Annotated in this window: 12 protein-coding genes; 7 read left to right on the top strand and 5 right to left on the bottom strand. The window is 71.0% G+C overall.

The window, feature by feature from the left end; translation table 11 throughout:
• Positions 1-253 precede the first annotated feature (253 nt).
• On the top strand, positions 254-2,218 hold the full coding sequence (locus FM112_RS00960; protein WP_087002313.1) for a M28 family peptidase: 1,965 nt from the start codon (positions 254-256) through the stop codon (positions 2,216-2,218).
• Positions 2,219-2,295: 77 nt separating this feature from the next.
• On the opposite strand, the gene FM112_RS00955 is transcribed toward FM112_RS00960, so the two are convergent.
• A complete protein-coding gene (locus FM112_RS00955) occupies positions 2,296-2,769 on the bottom strand; it encodes a redoxin domain-containing protein (protein ID WP_140400522.1) in 474 nt (157 codons plus the stop codon).
• A 165-nt stretch (positions 2,770-2,934) separates the two neighbouring features.
• Here FM112_RS00955 and aceE point away from each other — a divergent pair, with 165 nt between their 5' ends.
• The 6 genes from aceE to FM112_RS00925 all read left to right on the top strand — a co-directional run bounded on the left by aceE (position 2,935) and on the right by FM112_RS00925 (position 10,670).
• Positions 2,935-5,664: a pyruvate dehydrogenase (acetyl-transferring), homodimeric type gene (aceE, locus tag FM112_RS00950; protein WP_087002309.1), complete on the top strand. Its 2,730-nt coding sequence runs from the start codon at positions 2,935-2,937 to the stop codon at positions 5,662-5,664.
• Between the two features lie 65 nt (positions 5,665-5,729).
• Positions 5,730-6,941: a CdaR family transcriptional regulator gene (locus FM112_RS00945; protein ID WP_087002307.1), complete on the top strand. Its 1,212-nt coding sequence runs from the start codon at positions 5,730-5,732 to the stop codon at positions 6,939-6,941.
• A gap of 80 nt (positions 6,942-7,021) precedes the next feature.
• The gene (locus tag FM112_RS00940) at positions 7,022-7,942 is read left to right on the top strand and encodes an ACP S-malonyltransferase (RefSeq protein ID WP_087002305.1); all 921 of its coding nucleotides are present in this window, start codon (positions 7,022-7,024) and stop codon (positions 7,940-7,942) included.
• 35 nt (positions 7,943-7,977) lie between these two features.
• Positions 7,978-8,985, top strand: a complete 1,008-nt coding sequence (locus FM112_RS00935; protein WP_087002302.1) for a beta-ketoacyl-ACP synthase III — start codon at positions 7,978-7,980, stop codon at positions 8,983-8,985.
• A 111-nt stretch (positions 8,986-9,096) separates the two neighbouring features.
• Positions 9,097-9,348 carry an acyl carrier protein gene (locus tag FM112_RS00930; protein ID WP_087002300.1) on the top strand — a complete coding sequence of 84 codons (252 nt, stop codon included), beginning with the start codon at positions 9,097-9,099 and terminating at the stop codon, positions 9,346-9,348.
• A gap of 74 nt (positions 9,349-9,422) precedes the next feature.
• Entirely contained in the window at positions 9,423-10,670 is a 1,248-nt protein-coding gene (locus FM112_RS00925; RefSeq protein ID WP_087002298.1) for a beta-ketoacyl synthase, read from the top strand.
• Between the two features lie 181 nt (positions 10,671-10,851).
• Here the strand turns inward: FM112_RS00925 and FM112_RS00920 are convergent, their stop codons facing one another.
• From FM112_RS00920 to FM112_RS00905, 4 genes are all read right to left on the bottom strand, one after another.
• A complete protein-coding gene (locus FM112_RS00920) occupies positions 10,852-11,355 on the bottom strand; it encodes a DUF3145 domain-containing protein (RefSeq protein WP_087002296.1) in 504 nt (167 codons plus the stop codon).
• A gap of 308 nt (positions 11,356-11,663) precedes the next feature.
• On the bottom strand, positions 11,664-14,213 hold the full coding sequence (glgP, locus tag FM112_RS00915) for an alpha-glucan family phosphorylase (RefSeq protein WP_087002294.1): 2,550 nt from the start codon (positions 14,211-14,213) through the stop codon (positions 11,664-11,666).
• A 109-nt stretch (positions 14,214-14,322) separates the two neighbouring features.
• Positions 14,323-15,615 carry a diaminopimelate decarboxylase gene (locus FM112_RS00910; protein WP_087002293.1) on the bottom strand — a complete coding sequence of 431 codons (1,293 nt, stop codon included), beginning with the start codon at positions 15,613-15,615 and terminating at the stop codon, positions 14,323-14,325.
• A gap of 3 nt (positions 15,616-15,618) precedes the next feature.
• Entirely contained in the window at positions 15,619-16,905 is a 1,287-nt protein-coding gene (locus FM112_RS00905) for an LL-diaminopimelate aminotransferase (protein ID WP_087002291.1), read from the bottom strand.
• Positions 16,906-17,031: the final 126 nt, after the last annotated feature.

Genomic DNA, 17,031 nt, shown 5'->3' with positions numbered 1-17,031 from the left:
GCTCCCAGCCGGCCCCGAAGGATACCCGCGAACCGCGAGGCGGCGACTCGCCGCCGATCCGGACGACGGGCCGCGGACCTCGCATGTTGCCCGCCCGAAGCGGCTCCGCGGTGCAAACTGTCCACCCGCGGACGCCCGCCGTCACGCCGATCCGCGGGATTCCCTAAGCTTCGGGAAGGCGTGCTCGCACCGTCGCGAGGCGCCTCGGATGCACGCATCCCCGATCCGGTAGTCAGAGAGGACCGCACCGTTCATGGATCAGCACATTCCCCCCGCCCCCAGGGCCTTCGCCCGCACCCGCTCCCGACTGCGAGGCGGCGCCGTCGCCCTCGCGGCCGCGACGCTCGCCGTCCCCTTCGCGCTCGGCTCCGGGCTCCCCGCTGCGGCCGCGCCCGAGGACGGCCTCGAGGCCATCGAGGCCGGCGACCTGCTCCCCGGCTACCAGGACGAGTTCCTCGCCCTGCCGGACGGCGAGAGCGTCTTCGCCCACGTCGAGCACCTCGCCGTCGACATCGGCCCCCGCGTCGCCGGCACGGAGGCCGAGGACGAGGCGATCGCCTACGTCGAGGGCCTCCTGGAGGAGTACGGGTTCGACACGTACATCGAGACCTTCGAGGCCCGACCCGGCAGCTTCGCCGACGTCGTCCCGAGCCGCGACGACGTCGAGGGCCACGGCAGCTGGCAGTTCGCGCCCGCCACGAACTCGCTCTTCACCGGCCCCGATGCCCCCGTGACCGCACCGGTCGTCGACGTCGCCGACGGCTCGGCGCTCGAGGACCGGCCGCTCGAGGGCGCGTTCGTGCTCGTCGACTGGGTCGCCGACGCGGACGCCCGGGCCGCGCTCATCGGCGCCATCGCCGAGCACGACCCCGCCGGCATCATCCTCACGGCCACCGCGGCCAACGCCCCCATCCCGCGGATCGGGGCCGCGCCCGCCGGCACGGAGGACCTCATCGTGGCCGCCGCGGGCGACTACCAGGGCGACCGCATCCGCGCGCTGCTCGAGACGGGACCGCTCGACCTCGCCATCACCACCGACACGGGCGGCGCGACGAGCTCGAACGTGATCGGCGTACGCCCGGCGGTCGGCGACGAGGACGGCACCGCGCCGATCGTCTACATCGGCGCGCACATCGACTCCGTGGTCGGCAGCCCCGGGGCGAGCGACAACGCGTCCGGCGTCGGCGTGATGCTGCAGATCGCCGAGCTCATCGGCCGGTACCCGCTCGACGTCGAGATCCGCGTGGGCGCCTGGGGCGCCGAGGAGCAGGGCATCGTCGGCTCCGCCCACCACGCGGCCCAGCTCACGCAGGACGAGATCGACCGCACCATCGGGGCGTGGAACTTCGACATGGCCGGCACCTCCTATCCCGGCACCGCGGACCGGCCCACCGACTTCTACGGGCTCTCCGTGAACCCGGACAACGAGGACAACGCCGTGCTCGACCTCACGGGGCAGATCACCGAGTACACGGGCCACGGCCCGCTCAACCGCGGCTACGTGGGCCGCAGCGACCACCAGTCGTTCCACGACGTCGGCATCGACGCGGCGGTCTTCAGCTGGATGTACTGGTCGCCCGAGACCTCGATCGTGCTGGAGCCGACGTATCACAACCCCTCCGACACGATCGACTTCATCTCCTCCGACCGGCTCGGCACTGCCGCGCAGTTCGTCGGCGGCTCCGTCTTCCTCGCCGCGCTCAACGAGGTGGAGGTGTCGGTGCTCGACGAGTCCGGCGCCGCGGCCGCGGAGGTGCCCGTCGCGATGTCCTGCGAGGGGGACGAGGGCTGGCGGGATGCCGGGACGACCGGACCCGACGGAGCCCTGACCACGGGCGCGCCGCACGTCGAATGCGACTTCGCCGCCCTCGCGGACGACGGCGCCGCGGCATCCGCGGAAGCCGTGCAGATCGCCGGCGACACCTCGGTGACCCTCGAGCTCGCCCAGGCCGCGCCCGCCCCCACGGGCACCGAGGAGCCCGTGCCGACCGGCACCGAGGAGCCGGGCGACTCGCCCGATCCCACCGGCACCGAGGATGCTCCGGGCACGACCGCGCCCTCCGAGACGGCCTCGGAGGCCGGCGACGGCGACCCGCTGGCGCGGACCGGCGACGACCGGATGCTGACGCTGCTCGCGCTCGCGCTGCTCTTCGCCGGGGCGGGCACGGCGCTCGCGGTCTACCGGAGGCGACGCCCCGCCGGCGAGACCGTCGAGTAGCCGCAGGCGGACATCGCCGCAGCGGGCCCCGGCCGGCGCACGCCGCGCCGGGGCCCGCCGCGGGATCGCGTCCGCGGCTAGTCCTCCGCCGCCGCCCACTCGAGCGCGCGCTCGTGCAGCGCCATCGCGCGCTGCTCCCCCGCCTCGCACGCGGCGGCGAGGATGCGCGTGCCGTCGGCGCGGACCGCCCAGGTGTGGCGCCTCGCCGTGCCGAGCTCCCCGTCGAAGGCGCTGCAGGCCCGCGCCACCCGCCCGTGCGGCCAGTGGTCGGACACGCCGAGCAGCAGGCCCGAGTGATCGACCTCCTGCAGCCAGCGCGCGAGCGTCGGCGCGGCGTCGCAGGACACGATCATCAGCTCCACGCGGAGCCGATCCGCCCGCTGGGCGAGCTGCGCCAGCTCGCCGACCTCGTCGCCGCAGACCGGCGTGAACGCGGCCGGCACGAAGGCGAGGATCCGCGGCGCGCCCGGGCCGAGCACGCGCACCCGATCGCCGCGGTGCGTGGGCGCGTCCAGCGGCATGTCTGACGGGTGCGGGTGCGAGAAGAACACGGCTCCATTCTTCCCGAGAAGCGTGGGAATCCACTTGGGATCGGCGGCCCGGATCGAGCGCTGAACGTGCGTTCCGGCAGGACTCGGTAGGCTGATCGGTGTGCCTGCGGTCGTGATCCGACCGAGCACGCCGCACCTGCGCTCTCACTAGTGAAAGAGGTCACCATGGCTGTCAGCCACCAGGATCCTTATTCGGAGGACCATGTCGACACCGATCCGCAGGAGACTGCGGAGTGGAAGGAATCGCTCGACGCGGTAATCGCCGAGCGCGGACATGAGCGTGCGCGCGAGATCATGCTCTCGCTGCTGGAGCGCTCGCGGGAGCAGCACCTCGGCGTGCCCCGCGTGCCCGTCACCGACTTCGTCAACACGATCGCGCCCGAGGACGAGCCGGAGTTCCCCGGCGACGAGCGGATCGAGCGCACCTACCGCCGCTGGCTGCGCTGGAACGCCGCGATGACGGTGCAGAACTCGCAGGCCTCGGAGATCGCCGTCGGCGGCCACATCTCCTCCTACGCCGCCCAGGCCACCCTCTACGAGGTGGGCTTCAACCACTTCTTCAAGGGCAACGGCCACGAGCAGGGCCCCGACCAGGTCTACTTCCAGGGCCACGCCTCCCCCGGCAACTACGCCCGCGCCTTCCTCGAGGGCCGGCTGAGCGAGCAGCACCTCAAGGCGTTCCGCCAGGAGGCCTCGAAGGCCCCCTACGGGCTCTCCTCCTACCCGCATCCGCGGCTCATGCCGGAGTTCTGGCAGTTCCCCACCGTCTCCATGGGCCTCGGGCCCATGAACGCGATCTGGCAGGCCCAGACGAACAAGTACCTCACGAACCGCGGCATCAAGGACGTGTCCGGCTCGCACGTGTGGGCCTACCTCGGCGACGGCGAGATGGACGAGCCCGAGTCGCGCGGCCAGCTGCAGTTCGCCGCGAACAACAACCTCGACAACCTCACGTTCATCGTCAACTGCAACCTGCAGCGCCTCGACGGCCCGGTCCGCGGCAACGGCAAGATCATCCAGGAGCTCGAGTCCTTCTTCCGCGGCGCCGGCTGGCACGTGATCAAGGTCGTGTGGGGCCGCGAGTGGGACGACCTGCTCGCGCGCGACGAGCACAACGCGCTGCTCAACCTCATGAACGAGACCCCGGACGGCGACTTCCAGACCTACAAGGCGGAGTCGGGCAAGTTCGTCCGCGACAACTTCTTCGGCCGCGATCCCGAGGCGCTCAAGCTCGTCGAGGACTACACGGACGACCAGATCTGGAGCCTCAAGCGCGGCGGCCACGACTACCGCAAGGTCTACGCCGCCTACAAGGCCGCGCTCGAGCACAAGGGGCAGCCCACGGTCATCCTCGCCCACACCGTCAAGGGCTACGGCCTCGGCACCCACTTCGAGGGCCGCAACGCGACCCACCAGATGAAGAAGCTGACGCTCGAGGACCTCAAGACCTTCCGCGACAACCTGCAGATCCCGATCGCCGACAAGGACCTCGAGCGCGATCTCTACGACATCCCGTTCTACCGCCCCGACGAGAACGACGAGGCGCTCCAGTACCTGCTCGAGCGGCGCCGGGGGCTCGGCGGCTCGCTGCCGGAGCGCAAGTCGAAGTACACCCAGCTCGAGCTGCCCGCCGACAAGGCGTACGCCTCGGTGAAGAAGGGCTCCGGCTCGCAGCAGGTCGCCACCACGATGGGCTTCGTGCGGCTGCTCAAGGAGCTCATGCGCTCGGGCGAGTTCGGCCGCCGCGTCGTCCCCGTCATCCCCGACGAGGCGCGCACCTTCGGGCTCGACGCGTTCTTCCCGACCGCGAAGATCTACAACCCGCACGGCCAGCACTACACGTCCGTGGACCGCGAGCTGCTGCTCGCCTACCGCGAGTCGCCCCAGGGCCAGCTCATGCACGTGGGCATCAACGAAGGCGGCGCCGTCTCCGCCTTCACCGGCCTCGGCACGAGCTACTCGACCCACGGCGAGCTCATGGTGCCGTTCTACATGTTCTACTCGATGTTCGGCTTCCAGCGGACCGGCGACGGCTTCTGGGCCGCGGCCGATCAGCTCACGCGCGGCTTCATCATCGGCGCCACCGCCGGCCGCACGACGCTCACGGGCGAGGGCCTGCAGCACATGGACGGGCACTCGCACCTGCTCGCCGCCACCAACCCGGCCGTCGTGAGCTACGACCCCGCGTACGTCTACGAGATCGCCCACATCGTGCGGGCCGGCATCGAGCGGATGTACGGCGGGAACCACCCCGACCCGGACGTCATGTACTACATCACGATGTACAACGAGCCGATCGTGCAGCCCGCCGAGCCCGCCGACGTGGACGCCGAGGGCATCCTCAAGGGCATCTACTACCTGCGGGCCCCCGAGTCGCAGGAGGGGCCGCAGGCCCAGCTGCTCGCCTCGGGCGTGGCCGTGCCCTGGGCCCTGCACGCCCAGGAGCTGCTCCGCGAGGACTGGGGCGTCGCCGCCCACGTGTGGTCGGTGACCAGCTGGCAGGAGCTCCGCCGCGAGGCGCTCGAGGCCGACGAGCACAACTGGACCAAGCCCTCGGAGCAGGCGCGCACCCCGTACCTCGCCGAGAAGCTCTCGGGCTCGGACGGCGTCTTCCTGGGCGTGAGCGACTACAACCACTCGCTGCCCGACATGATCCGCAAGTGGGTGCCCGGCGACTACGCCACGCTCGGCGCCGACGGCTTCGGCATCTCGGACATGCGCGCGGCCGCCCGCCGGTTCTACAAGATCGACTCGCATTCGATCGTGATCCGGACGCTCGCCGAGCTCGCCTCCCGCGGGGAGGTCGACCGCGGCGTCGTGCAGCAGGCGATCGACAAGTACGAGCTCCACAACGCCCTGGCGGGGCAGTCGGGCACGGCGGGCGGAGACGCCTGACCCCGGCCCCGGCCCTCGCATCCAGGTAGACGAACGAGAAAGGCTCGGCACTGCCGTTCCCATCCATGACTGACACGACCGACCGCCAACGCGCCGTAGCGTGGCTGCGGAGCATCACCGGTGATCTCTCGACCACCGTGCTCAAGCGAATGGAGCAGACGCTCCCCTGGTTCGCGGATATGCCGCCAGGCAGACGCTCGGCGGTCGCGCTCGTGGCCCAGTCCGGAATCGCCTCGTTCGTCTCCTGGTTCGAGGACCCCACCTCGGCGCCGTGGACGGCGAAGGACGTCTTCGACTCCGCGCCGCGGGAGCTGCTGCGCTCGGTGAGCCTGCAGCAGACGCTGCAGCTCATCCGCGTGGTCGTGGACGTCTTCGAGGAGCGCACCCAGACGGCGCCCTCCGAGATCCGCGAGGGCGTGCTGCGCTACTCCCGCGACATCGCCTTCGCGGCCGCCGACGTGTACGCGCGGGCGGCCGAGCAGCGCGGCCTCTGGGACGCCCGCCTCGAGGCGCTCGTCGTCGACTCGATCCTCACGGGCGAGAACGACACCGAGCTGCCGAGCCGCATCGCGGCGCTCGGCTGGAGCGGGCACGGCGAGGTCTCGGTGCTCGTGGGCACCACGCCGAAGGTGGTCGAGATCGACCAGCTGCGGCGCACCGCCCGGCACAACCGGGCGGACCTGCTCGTGGGCGTGCAGGGCAACCGCCTGGTCCTCGTGATCGGCAGGGCCAAGCCGAGCGCCGAGGCCGAGGACGAGCTCATCCCCTTCCTCGAGATCGCCCAGGCGCTCGAACCCGGCTTCGGTCCGGGCCGCCTCGTGCTCGGGCCCGAGGTCGCCTCGGTGGTCGAGGCCTCGCGCAGCGCCAGGGCGGCGCTCGTGGGATTCTCGGTCGCCTCGGCCTACCGCCGTCTCGAGCGGCCCGTGCTCGCCGACGACCTGCTGCCGGAGCGCGCCCTCGCCGGCGATCCGCTCGCCAGGCAGACCCTCGTGCAGCGCATCTACACGCCCCTGTCCGATCACCAGTCGGACCTGCTGAACACCCTCTGGTGCTACCTCGACAACGGGCGCTCGCTCGAGGCCACCGCGCGCGAGCTGTTCGTGCATCCCAACACCGTCCGCTACCGCCTCAAGCGCATCACCGAGATCATCGGCTGGGACGCGACGGGCGCGCGCGAATCGCTCGTCCTGCAGGCCGCCCTCATCCTCGGGCGCATCGCGGACGGCGCGAACACCGAGCCGCGCCGGCAGGTGCGCTCGCCACGGCGGCGGAACTAGCGCCGTCGCACAAAGCTTGCGGGGAATCATGTCGCGTTCCCCACCAAGCGATCCCCACCCCTCTTGAGAAGATGGACGTTATGACTGTCGTGACCTTTCCCGGCCAGGGATCCCAGAAGCCGGGATTCCTCGCCCCGTGGCTCGAGGACGCCGAGAGCCGCCGCACCCTGGAGCACCTCTCCGAGACCGGCGGCATCGACCTCATCCGCCACGGCACCGAATCCGACGCCGACACGATCCGCGACACCGCCGTCGCACAGCCGCTCATCGTGGCGGCCGGCGTGCTCACCTGGGACGCGCTCCGGGCCCGCTTCGGCGACCGCCTGGACGGCGTCGCGGTCGCCGGGCACTCCGTGGGCGAGATCGCCGCGGCCTACGCGGCCGGCGTCTTCGACGCCGCCACCGCGATCCGCTTCGTCGCCACCCGCGCCCGCCTGATGGCGGAGGACGCGGCGAAGACCACGACCGGCATGTCCGCGATCATCGGCGGCGTCGAGGCCGACATCGTCGAGCGGCTCGGCTCGCTGGACCTCGCTCCCGCGAACTTCAACGGCGCCGGGCAGATCGTCGCCGCGGGCGAGCCCGATGCGCTCGCCGAGCTCAAGGCCGACCCGCCGGCCGGGGCGCGGGTGATCCCGCTCAAGGTCGCCGGCGCCTTCCACACCCGCTGGATGGCCGACGCCCAGGCGGCGCTCGCCGGCGTCGAGGAGGAGTTCCCCGTCTCCGCGCCCGTGCGCCCCATCCACACCAACCGGGACGGCAGCGTCGTCACCAGCGGCGAGCTCTACCGCCGCTACCTCGTCGAGCAGGTGAACCGCCCCGTGCACTGGGATCTCTGCATGACCGCCTTCCTCGAGGCGGAGTACGCGGGCCTCGTCGAGGCCGCTCCCGCCGGCACCCTCGCGGGCCTCGCCAAGCGCGGGATGAAGGGCGTCCCCGCGGTCGCCGTCAACGTGCCCGCGGACCTCGACGCCGCCGGCGAGCTCCTCCGCGGCGCATAGGCCCGCGCTCCGTACCGAAAGGACTGTTCGAAACCATGAGTGAACCAGTCGTGCTGCGCCAGGCCGAGGGGCACGAGTACACCCGCATCTACGGCTACGGCGCCTATCGCGGCGAGCACGCCGTCACGAACGACGAGATCGCCGGGCCGATCGACTCCTCCGACGAGTGGATCCGCCAGCGCACCGGCATCGTCACGCGAGCCCGCGCCGCCGAGGACGTCAACATCATCCACATGGCCACCGCCGCCTGCCGAGAGGCCCTCGAGGTCTCCGGCGTGCAGCCGCAGCAGGTGGGCGCCGTCATCGTCGCCACCATCACCAACGTCTTCCAGTCGCCCGCGGCCGCCACCCGCGTCTGCGATGCGATCGGCGCGACGCCCGCGGCCGCGTACGACATCTCGGCCGGCTGCGCGGGCTACTGCTACGCGATCGCGCAGGCGGACGCCCTCATCCGCGCCGGCGCGGCCGAGTACGTGCTCGTGGTCGGCGCCGAGAAGCTCTCGGACATCATCGACCCGACCGACCGCTCCATCTCGTTCCTGCTGGGCGACGGGGCGGGCGCCGCGCTCGTCGGCCCCGCCGAGGAGCCCGGCATCTCGGCCTCGGTCATCGGCTCCGACGGCTCGAAGTGGGACGCCGTCTCGATGAACCACGAGCTGCAGGAGTTCCGGCGCGGCGAGGTCGAATGGCCGACCCTGCGCCAGGACGGCCGGGCGGTCTTCCGCTGGGCCGTGTGGGAGATGGCGAAGGCCGCGCGCGAGGTGCTCGAGCGCGCCGGCATCGAGGCCTCGGACCTCGCGGCGTTCATCCCGCACCAGGCGAACATGCGCATCATCGACGAGTTCGCCAACCAGCTCGGCCTGCCCGAGAGCGTGGTCATCGCCCGCGATATCGCCGACACCGGCAACACCTCGGCGGCCTCGATCCCGCTCGCCTCGCACCGGCTCGTCTCGGAGCATGCCGAGCTCAGCGGAGGCCTCGCCCTGCAGATCGGATTCGGCGCCGGCCTCGCCTACGCGGCGCAGGTCGTCCGTCTCCCCTGACCATCAATCCACATCGAATTCGACCGGTTCGCGCTTCGCGGGCCGGAAGAGCCCCTGACCGGCAATAGAATGTCTCTCGGTCATTGAAGCAACCACAAGGAGAACACCCAAATGGCACTTTCGAAGGACGAAATCCTCGCAGGCCTCGCCGAGCTCGTCAACGACGAGACCGGCATCGCCGCCGACACCGTCACCGGTGAGAAGTCGTTCACCGACGACCTCGACATCGACTCGATCTCGATGATGACCATCGTCGTGAACGCCGAAGAGAAGTTCGACGTCGAGATCCCGGACGCCGAGGTCGAGAACCTCAAGACCGTCCAGGACGCGGTGGACTTCATCGCCAACGCGCAGGACGCCTAGTTCCAGCGACGGTGTCGGGCTGCTCTGCGAGGAGCCCGACACCTTTCCTGCCCCTTCTCCTCAAGAGGACTTTCATGACCAAGAAGATCGTAGTAACGGGCCTGGGAGCATTCTCCCCGCTCGCTCCGACCGCGCGCGGCACCTGGGAGGCGCTGCTGCGGGGAGAATCGGGAGCGCGTCCGCTCACCGACCAAGCCGAGAAGTACGACATCGACCTTCCGGTCACCTTCGCGGCCACCGTCAAGGAGAGCCCCGCCGAGCACCTCGAGCGCGTGGTCGCGAAGCGGCTCGACCCCTCGAGCCAGTACGCCCTCATCTCGGCGCGCGAGGCCTTCGCCGATGCGGGGCTGACGGACGAGGAGATCGACCCCGATCGCCTGCTCGTGGACTGGGCCACCGGCATCGGCGGCGTCTGGACGCTGCTGGACGCGTGGGACACCCTGCGCGAGCGCGGCCCGCGCCGCGTCATGCCCCTCACGGTGCCGATGCTCATGCCCAACGGCCCCGCCGCCGCGATCGGCATGGAGCTCGGCGCCCGCGCCGGCATCCACACGGCGGTCTCCGCCTGCGCCTCGAGCACCGAGTCGATCATCAACGCGTACAACCACCTGCAGGCCGGCTACGCCGACATCGTGATCGCCGGCGGCTCCGAGGCCGCGGTGCACCCGCTGCCGATCGCCTCCTTCGCCTCGATGCAGGCGCTCTCGCGCCGCAACGACGACCCCGCGCACGCGTCGCGCCCCTACGACACCGGCCGCGACGGCTTCGTGCTCGGCGAGGGCGCCGCGACGCTCGTGCTCGAGACCGAGGAGCACGCGCTCGCCCGCGGCGCGCGCATCTACGCCGAGATCGCGGGCGGCGGCGTGACGGCCGACGCCTACCACATCACCGCGCCCGAGCCCACCGGCTCCGGGGCGTCGAAGGCGCTCGAGGCCTGCCTCGCCCAGTCGGGAGCGGCGGCCGAGGACGTCGTGCACATCAACGCGCACGCCACCTCGACCCCCGTGGGCGACATCGCCGAGTACAACGCGTTCAAGCGGGTCTTCGGCGACCGCACCGACTCGATCCCCGTCTCCGCCACGAAGGCGTCCGTGGGGCACCTGCTCGGCGGCGCCGGCGCGATCGAGGCGCTGTTCACCTCGCTCGCCTTCCACGAGGGCGTGCTGCCGCCCACCATCAACCTCGAGGACAAGGACCCGGAGATCGGCCTCGACGTCGTGACCGAGGCCCGCGAGGTCGACCTGCCCTCGGGCGCGATGGCGGTCTCGACCTCCTTCGGCTTCGGCGGCCACAACGCGGTGCTGGGCATTCGCAAGTACTGACCCGCGCGGCGCGCGGAATGCGGGCCTCTCGGACCGGATCGCGGGAAAGGGCCACGGCCGGGGAATCGGATTCCCCGGCCGTGGCCCTTTTCCGCCGGATAGGCGATCCCTCTACCCGCAACGCCGTGCTTGTGAAACTTGCGGGGCCGTATTTTCGAGGGGTGCTCGCCGTGCGGAAGCCTCAGCCCACCCGGTGCATCCAGACTACGGGGCTCTCGTCGCCCGCGGTGCGGAAGGGCTCGAGCTCGTCCTCCCAGGCCTGGCCGAGCGCCAGGCTCAGCTCGCGGTGCAGCTCCGCCGCATTGCCGCCCGAGATCTCCATCGCGTAGCGCACGCGCTCCTCGGGGACGACCATGTTCCCGGCCGTATCGGTCTGGGCGTAGAAGATGCCCAGGCCGGGGGTGTGCATCCACCGGCCGCCGTCCATGCCGGGGCTCGGGTCCTCGCTCACCTCGAAGCGCAGATGCTCCCAGCCGCGCAGCTGGGAGGCGATGGCCGCGCCCGTCCCCGGTGCGCCGGCCCACTCGTACTCGGCCCGAACGGCGCCGGGGATCACGGGCTGCGCGATCCAGGGAAGGCTCGCGGGCTCGCCGAGTGCGCGCCCCAGCCCCCATTCGACGTGCTGGCAGAGCGCGCGCGGTGCGGAGTGCACGTAGAGCACACCCCGGCTGATCGGTGCAGCCATAGTTTCCTCCAGTTTCACGGGTGGTACGTCTTCCCCTACGTCCATACGTGTGACTGAGGCCGTTTGCGGCACCGTCGAGTATTCAATTGGATTGCTCTCGGTCTCGACGAGTTATTCTCGCGTCACAGGAATTATCACTGACGTTAGCCACTAATGACAAGCCTGTGATTCAAGCTCGCGGCGTGTTATCACCTTCGCGATTTCTCCCGAACGCCGAAGGGGCGGCTTCCCGAGGATGCCGCCCCTTCGCCGAGGGCCCGAGCGGTCTGAGGAGCCGAGCCGTCACAGCCGCCGGATCTGCCCGCCGGTCAGGGAAGCCGGACGAGTCCGAGCTCCACCGGCGAGCGCAGCAGCCGGTGCTGCGGCACGACCCGCACGGTGTATCCCACCCTGCCCGGCCGGTCGATCGCGAAGGAGGCGGTGTACACGCCCGGCTCCGCCGTCGGCGCCATCGCGACGAAGTGCGGGGAGGCGAGCTCGCCGGAGGCGTCGGGGCGGCTCACCACGACCTCGACGCGCACGTCCTCCGCCGCGAGCGGGCCGAGCTCCACCCGGGCCTCGAGCGCGACGTCGCCGCCCGCCCGCGGCGACTCGGAGAGCGCTCGGACCGAGCGGATGGCGACGTCGCGCCAGTGGTCGCGCACGCGCTCCTGCCACCGGGCGAACTGCTCCGCGTTGCCGAGGTCCGCGGCGATGCGCGCCGTGCGGCCGGCAGGTAGGTAGAGCTCGGTCACGTAGTCGCGCACCATGCGCTCCGCCGCCACCTGCGGGCCGATCTCGGCCATCGACCGGCGCACCCGCTCGACCCAGGCCTGCGGGATGCCCTGCTCGTCGCGGTCGTAGAACATCGGCACGATCTCGTGCTCGAGGAGGTCGTAGAGCGCCTGCGCCTCCCACTCGTCGCGCAGGTGCGGGTCGGCGTGCTCGGCGCTCGGGATGGTCCAGCCGAGCTCGTCGTCGCGGAACTCGTCCCACCAGCCGTCGGAGATCGACATCGTGAGGCAGCCGTTCATCACGGCCTTCATGCCCGAGGTGCCCGAGGCCTCCTGCGGCCGGATGGGGTTGTTCATCCACACGTCGGAGCCCGCGACGAGGAACTTGCCCATCGAGATGTTGTAGTCGGGGATGAAGATGATCCGGTCCCGCACCCCGGCCTCGTCGGCGAAGCGGATGAGCTCCTGCAGCAGCTGCTTGCCGCCCATGTCCGCGGGGTGCGCCTTGCCCGCCACCACGAACTGCACGGGACGGTCCGCGTCGGTGAGGATGCGCCGCAGCCGCTCCGGGTTCTGCAGCATGAGCGTGAGGCGCTTGTACGTGGAGACGCGGCGCGCGAACCCGATGGTCAGGGCGTCCGGGTCGAGGATGTTCTTGGTCCATCCGAGCTCGGGCGCCTGCGCGCCGCGCTCCCGCCAGGACTTCTGCGCGAGGTCGCGCGAGCGCTCGACGAGCTCGCGGCGGAGCTCGTTGCGCACGCGCCAGAGCTCGGAGGCGCCGACCGCGTCCGGGCGCTCCCAGCGGTTCGCGGTGGTGAGGTCCCGGTCGCCGCTCATGGTGCGCGTGACGGAGCGCATCGGCCCGCGCACCCAGGTCGGGATGTGCACGCCGTTGGTCACGGACGTGATGGGTACCTCGGCCTCGTCGAAGTTCGGGTAGAGGTTCTTGAACATGCTGCGGGAGACCGCGCCGTGCAGCTTCGCGACGCCGTTCGCGTACTGCGCGAGGCGCAGGCCGAGGTGGGCCATGTTGAACCGGCCCGGGTCGTCCTCGGCGCCGAGCTCGAGCACGAGCTGCACGGGCACGCCGGGTGCGAGGCGGGAGCGGCCCTGCTCGTCGGCCTGCAGGTACCGCTGCGCGAGCGACATGTCGAAGCGGTCGATGCCGGCGGGCACCGGGGTGTGCGTCGTGAAGAGCGTGGAGGCGCGGACCACGGCGAGGGCGGTCTCGAAGGAGGCGCCCGCCACCATGAGCTGCCCGATGCGCTCGACGCCGGCGAAGCCCGCGTGGCCCTCGTTCATGTGCAGCACGTCGGGGTGCGGCCTCCCGAGGATGTCGCAGTAGCGCTGGACCGCGCGGACGCCCGCGACGCCGAGCACGAGCTCCTGCTTGATGCGGTGCTCCGCGTCGCCGCCGTAGAGCCGGTCGGTGATCACGCGGAAGTCGTCCGGGTTGGCGTCGATGTTCGTGTCGAGCAGCAGCAGCGGCACTCGGCCCACGTCGGCCTTCCAGACCGCGACGCGGACCTCGCGCTGATCCGGATAGGTGACGCCCACGTGGAGCTGCTCCCCCGTCTCGTCGAGCACCGGCGCGACCGCGAGGTCCGCGGGGTCGTGCTCGCTGTACCGCTCCTGCTGCCAGCCCTCGCGGGACAGCGTCTGCTGGAAGTAGCCGAAGGTGTAGAGCAGGCCGATGCCGATGATCGGCACCCCGAGGTCGGAGGCCGACTTGAGGTGGTCGCCGGCGAGCACGCCCAGCCCGCCCGAGTAGATGGGCAGCGACTGGTGCACGCCGAACTCCATCGAGAAGTACGCGACCGTGGTCTGCGCGTCCTCGGTGCCGGCGGTCTGCTTCCTGAACCAGCGGTCGACGCCGAGGTAGTTCTCGAGGTCCTCGAGCTCGAGGTGCATCCGGCGCAGGAACTCCTCATCCGATTCCAGCTCGGCGACCCTGCCGGCGGGGAGGGCGGCGAGCAGCGCGATGGGGTTGTGGCCCGTGGTGCTCCACAGCTGCGGGTCGATGCTGCGGAAGAGCTGGTGGGTCTCGTCGCGCCAGGACCAGCGGAGGTTCATCGCGAGCGTGCGGAGGGGCTTGAGCGTGTCCGGGAGAATCGGCGTCACGTCGAGAAAGTCGTATGGCTTCACGGCATAAGCGTACCCAGCATGTGCGAACAAACGGTGTCGCTGCGGAAACCGACAATCCCGGCGCCCGCCCGCCGAGGTGATTCGGCGTTCGGGCACCGGGACGGGCCGGTCAGGCGCGCTGCAGCGGGTCGTGCTCGGGCGCGCCCAGCTCCTCGGGCACGTCGATGCCCGCGACCGTCGCGAAGTAGTCGCGCGGGGTCTCGGCCCGGCGGATGAGGCGGAAGCACCCGTCCGGCTCGAGGAGCACCTCGGCCGAGCGCAGCTTGCCGTTGTAGTTGTGCCCCATCGAGTGCCCGTGGGCCCCGCTGTCGTGGAGCACCACGAGGTCGCCGATCTCGATCTCCGGCAGGGCGCGGTCGATCGCGAACTTGTCGTTGTTCTCGCACAGGGCGCCCGTCACGTCGTAGACGCGCTCGGCCGGCGCATCCTCCTTGCCCGCCACGGTGATGTGGTGGTAGGCGCCGTACATCGAGGGCCGCATGAGGTTCGACGCCGAGGCGTCGAGGCCGAGGTAGTGCTTGTGCGTGTCCTTCTCGTGCACCGCGGTGGCCACGAGCCAGCCGTTCGGGCCGGTGATGAAGCGCCCCAGCTCGGTGACGACCGAGAGCGGATCCATCCCGGCCGGGACGATGGTCTCGGCGTAGGCGCGCTCGACCTCGCGGCCGATGTATGCGAGGTCGGCGCGCGGCTGATCGGGCTCGTACGGGATGCCGATGCCGCCCGAGAGGTTGACGAGGAAGAACTCCGCCCCGCAGTCGCGGTGCAGGTCCGCCGCGAGCTCGAAGAGCATCCGCGCGATGGTCGGGTAGTAGTCGGCGTCCGTGGTGTTCGACGCGAGGAAGGAGTGCAGGCCGAACTCCTCGACCCCGAGCTCCTGGAGCCTGCGGATCGCGACGGGCATCTGCTCGGGGGTCAGCCCGAACTTGGCCTCGGCGGGGTTCCCCATGACCCGGGTGCCGAGGCGGAAGTCGCCGCCCGGGTTGTACCGGAGCGAGACCCGTTCCGGGATCCCGCCGTGCTCGGCGAGGAAGTCGATGTGGGAGATGTCGTCGAGGTTGATGATCGCGTCGAGCTCGCGTGCGAGCAGGAAGTCCTCGGCGGGAGTCGCGTTCGAGGAGAACATGATCTCGTCGCCCCGGAATCCGACCTCGTGGGCGAGCAGCAGCTCGGTGTAGGAGGCGCAGTCGACGCCGCACCCGAGCTCCTTGAGCAGCCGGAGGATCGACGGGTTGGGCGTGGCCTTGACCGCGAAGTACTCGGTGAACCCGGGGTTCCAGGCGAAGGCCCGCTGCAGCTCCCGCACGTTCTCGCGGATGCCCTCCGCGTCGTAGAGGTGGAAGGGCGTGGGGATCTCCTCCGCGATGCATCGCAGGGTCTCGAGGGGTGGCGGTTTGCGGGGCATGGATCAGCTTTCGGTCGTCGTGTCGGAGTCGGATGCGGCGGCCTCGGCCGCCGTCGGCGCGGATGCGGGCGCGGCGCTCAGGCTCGGGATGAGCTCGGCGAGGCGGTCCACGGCCTCGAGGGTCTCCTCGTGCGTGCCGAAGGCGCTGAGGCGGAAGTGGTCGGCGCCCGCCGGGCCGAAGCCGACGCCGGGGGTGCCGACGATCTGCGCGCGCTCGAGCAGCGCGTCGAAGAACTGCCAGGAGTCGAGGCCCCCCGGGCAGCGGAACCACACGTACGGGGAGTTGTCGCCGCCCACCGCGTCGACGCCGCGGCCGCGCAGCACGTCGCGGATCAGGGCGGCGTTGCGCAGGTAGTAGTCGATGTCGGCGCGCACCTGCTCGCGCCCCTCGGCGCCGTAGATGGCCGCGGCGGCGCGCTGGACGATGTAGGGCGTGCCGTTGAACTTCGTGGACTGGCGCCGGCTCCACATGGCCTGCAGCGAGACTCCGTCCACGATCAGCTGCCGGGGCACCACGGTCCACGAGCAGCGGAGGCCCGTGAAGCCGGCGGTCTTCGAGAAGGAGCCGAACTCGATCGCGACCTCCTCCGCGCCCTCGATCTCGTAGATCGACCGCGGCACGTCGGCGTCGACGATGAACTCGCGATAGGCCGCGTCGAAGAGGATGACCGCGCCGTGCTCGCGCGCGTATGCCACCCACTCCGCGAGATCCTCGCGCGAGAGCGTCGTCCCGGTGGGGTTGTTCGGGGAGCAGAGGTAGACGAGGTCCACGTGGCCGTCCGGCAGCTGCGGCCGGTATCCGTTGCCCTCGTCGCAGGGCAGGTAGACGAGCCGGCTCCAGCGTCCGTCCCGGAAGTCGCCGAGCCGGCCGGCCATCGCGTTGGAGTCGACGTAGACGGGGTAGACCGGGTCTGCCACCGCGACGGAGGCGTCGGCGGCGAAGAGCTCCTGGATGTTGGCGGTGTCCGACTTCGCCCCGTCGCCGATGAAGATCTCGGCCGGGTCGATGTCGGCGCCGAGCGGGGCGTACTCCCCCGCGACGATCGCCTCGCGGAGGAAGTCGTAGCCCTGCTCGGGCCCGTATCCGCGGAAGGATTCCGCGTCGGCCTGCTCGTCCACGGCGAGATGCAGCGCGTCCACGACCGCGGGGGCGAGCGGCCTCGTCACATCGCCGATGCCGAGCCGCAGCACCCGGGCCCCGGGGTGGGCGGACTGGTAGTCGCGGACGCGCTGGGCGACCTCGCTGAAGAGGTAGGACGGCGGAATGGTGCCGAAATGCTCGTTGATCATGCGTCATCCCTTTCTGATTCGACGGCGACGCCCGGGTCGCGCCAGCTGTGCGCGCCCGATTGCACGATCATTGAGTCTACTACGGGTTTCCCGTGGCTATTACCAGTTGCCTCACGGGAACGCCCC

The sequence above is a fragment of the Gulosibacter sp. 10 genome, assembly GCF_900163695.1.
Taxonomy (GTDB): Bacteria; Actinomycetota; Actinomycetes; order Actinomycetales; family Microbacteriaceae; genus Gulosibacter.
Note: the sequence above shows the minus strand (reverse complement) of the source record. Positions and strands in the feature narration are given on the sequence as shown.

Excerpts from the sequence above, each read along its gene's own strand:
- FM112_RS00930 (WP_087002300.1), top strand. The coding sequence starts at position 9,097 with ATGGCACTTTCGAAGGACGAAATCCTCGCAGGCCTCGCCGAGCTCGTC.
- FM112_RS00905 (WP_087002291.1), bottom strand. The coding sequence starts at position 16,905 with ATGATCAACGAGCATTTCGGCACCATTCCGCCGTCCTACCTCTTCAGC.
- aceE (WP_087002309.1), top strand. The coding sequence starts at position 2,935 with ATGGCTGTCAGCCACCAGGATCCTTATTCGGAGGACCATGTCGACACC.
- FM112_RS00945 (WP_087002307.1), top strand. The coding sequence starts at position 5,730 with ATGACTGACACGACCGACCGCCAACGCGCCGTAGCGTGGCTGCGGAGC.
- FM112_RS00925 (WP_087002298.1), top strand. The coding sequence starts at position 9,423 with ATGACCAAGAAGATCGTAGTAACGGGCCTGGGAGCATTCTCCCCGCTC.
- FM112_RS00910 (WP_087002293.1), bottom strand. The coding sequence starts at position 15,615 with ATGCCCCGCAAACCGCCACCCCTCGAGACCCTGCGATGCATCGCGGAG.
- FM112_RS00920 (WP_087002296.1), bottom strand. The coding sequence starts at position 11,355 with ATGGCTGCACCGATCAGCCGGGGTGTGCTCTACGTGCACTCCGCACCG.
- FM112_RS00960 (WP_087002313.1), top strand. The coding sequence starts at position 254 with ATGGATCAGCACATTCCCCCCGCCCCCAGGGCCTTCGCCCGCACCCGC.
- FM112_RS00935 (WP_087002302.1), top strand. The coding sequence starts at position 7,978 with ATGAGTGAACCAGTCGTGCTGCGCCAGGCCGAGGGGCACGAGTACACC.
- FM112_RS00940 (WP_087002305.1), top strand. The coding sequence starts at position 7,022 with ATGACTGTCGTGACCTTTCCCGGCCAGGGATCCCAGAAGCCGGGATTC.